The organism is Streptomyces musisoli, assembly GCF_016741855.1.
Taxonomy (GTDB): Bacteria; Actinomycetota; Actinomycetes; order Streptomycetales; family Streptomycetaceae; genus Streptomyces; species Streptomyces musisoli.
Window position 1 is genome coordinate 1 of record NZ_JAERRH010000070.1, and the last position, 1917, is coordinate 1917.

Consider the following 1917-nt stretch of genomic DNA (forward strand, 5'->3'; position numbering starts at 1 on the left):
CGGGCCTTGGGCGGGGCGAGGGCCATGCCGGTCATGGGCGCCATGGTTCGAGCGGCCTGCGCGGCAACAGGGTGGTGGTCGGCCACCAGACGGGTGAGTTCATCGGGGCAGGGCGGACGTGTTGAGGAGGGCCGGGTAGCGGACAAGCACGGCGTGGTCCGTCGCGCTGCCTGCCGATAGAGGAGATCTTGTTGGACGCCATCGTGCTGCTGCGGGAAGACCACAAGACGGTCGAGAAGCTCTTCAAGGCGTTCGAGAAGACCGGCGACGAGGACACCACCGAGCGGCGGCGGATCGTCGACGAGGTGATCGAAGAGCTCACCGTCCACGCGTGGATCGAGGAGCAGTACTTCTACCCCGCCGCCCGCGAGGCTGCTCCAGACACCAAGGACCACGTCCTGGAGAGCGTCGAGGAGCATCACGCGGTGGTGTGGATGCTGTCCGAGCTCAAGGACATGGACGCCTCCGACGAGCGGTTCAAGGCCAAGATGAGCGTGGTGATGGAGCAGGTGCGGCATCACGTCGAGGAGGAGGAGCAGGACTGGTTCCCCGACGTGCGCAAGGCCATGGGCCGTAACCGCCTCCAGGAGCTCGGCGCACAGCTTGAGGAGGCCAAGGAGCAGGCGCCCCGCGACCCGCTGAAGGTCCCCAGCGCGGCATCGAAGTGACCACCGCCGTCAGATCGAGCCGCTCAGGGTTCCGGAGGCCGGGGCGGGCCTGGTGCTCGGTGGGGGTGGTGGCTGGGTTCATCCTGGCGGTCGGCGGGTGTGGGGCACCGGGTCCCCGGCAGGCGGACGCGCTCTCGGCCGCCCGGAACTTCCAGACTGCGCTGCGCGAGTCCGGCTTCGGACGGGCCTGCGCCCTGCTGGCCCCGGAGACTCGGCAGGAGGTCGCCTCCGACGCCGACGACTGCGCGAAGGGCCTGGCGCAGGAGCATCTGCCGTTCGCCTCCGGTGATACGGCGGATGCCGTCGCGGAGGTCTACGGGCGCCAGGCCATGGTGCGCCTGAGCGGCGACACCTTGTTCCTGTCGCAGTTCGCAGCGGGGTGGAAGGTCGTCGCGGCCGGCTGCACGCCGCGCCCGGACCTGCCGTTCGACTGCAAGGTCAAGGGAGGCTGACGTGCGCGGACTGTTCATCACCGTCCTGGCCGTCATCATCATCGGCCTGGGCTACTTCACCACGATCGGACTGCTGCAGCGATGAGCACACGAAAGGGGCGGTCGGGCAGCTTCTGGCGGGACAACAGCCTCACCCTGGCCTTCGGAGGAGCGTTCCTGGTCGTCCTGGCCTTCCAGGCGATCGCCGGGCGGGCGGAGTTCAACGAGCAGCTCGCCACCGCCGGACTGCAGCAGGTCACATTCGCCCAGTACCTGACCTCCTCCGACTTCGCCGTCGACGTAACGGAGAACTGGCAGTCGGAGTTCCTTCAGTTCTTCCTCTACATCTTCGGCACCGTCTACCTCCTGCAGCGCGGCTCCCCCGAGTCCAAGGAGCTCTACAAGGCCGGCCCGGAAAGCGATCGCGACCAGCGCGTGGGCGAGCACGCCCGCGAGGACTCGCCCCGCTGGGCCGGCACCCGGGACTGGCGCCAGGGGCTGTACTCCCGCTCACTCGGGCTGGTGATGGCACTGCTGTTCCTGCTGTCCTGGCTGGCCCAGTCGATCTCGGGCACCGCCGCCTACAACGCCGAACAGCTGCGCGACCTGTCCCAGCCCGTCAGCTGGGCGGCATATCTGGCCTCCGCGGACTTCTGGAGCCGCACCCTGCAGAACTGGCAGTCCGAACTCCTCGCGGTGGCCGCCATGGCCATCCTCTCCGTCTACCTCCGCCAGCGCGGATCACCCGAATCCAAGCCGGTCGGCGCACCCCACTCCGCCACGGGCGTCGAAGGCTGACCCAAGACATCGTGATTAAG

3 protein-coding genes are annotated in these 1917 nt (G+C 68.5%); all 3 read left to right on the forward strand.

Translation table 11 applies throughout. The features are described 5' to 3' along the window. Window positions 1–191: 191 nt before the first annotated feature. The 3 genes from JK361_RS40435 (at window position 192) to JK361_RS40445 (ending at window position 1897) form a co-directional block, all read left to right on the forward strand. Window positions 192–668 carry a hemerythrin domain-containing protein gene (locus JK361_RS40435; protein ID WP_201828197.1) on the forward strand — a complete coding sequence of 159 codons (477 nt, stop codon included), beginning with the start codon at window positions 192–194 and terminating at the stop codon, window positions 666–668. A gap of 68 nt (window positions 669–736) precedes the next feature. Next, window positions 737–1120, forward strand: a complete 384-nt coding sequence (locus JK361_RS40440; protein WP_307787456.1) for a hypothetical protein — start codon at window positions 737–739, stop codon at window positions 1118–1120. Between the two features lie 81 nt (window positions 1121–1201). Next, window positions 1202–1897 carry a DUF6766 family protein gene (locus JK361_RS40445; RefSeq protein ID WP_201828199.1) on the forward strand — a complete coding sequence of 232 codons (696 nt, stop codon included), beginning with the start codon at window positions 1202–1204 and terminating at the stop codon, window positions 1895–1897. Window positions 1898–1917 lie beyond the last annotated feature (20 nt).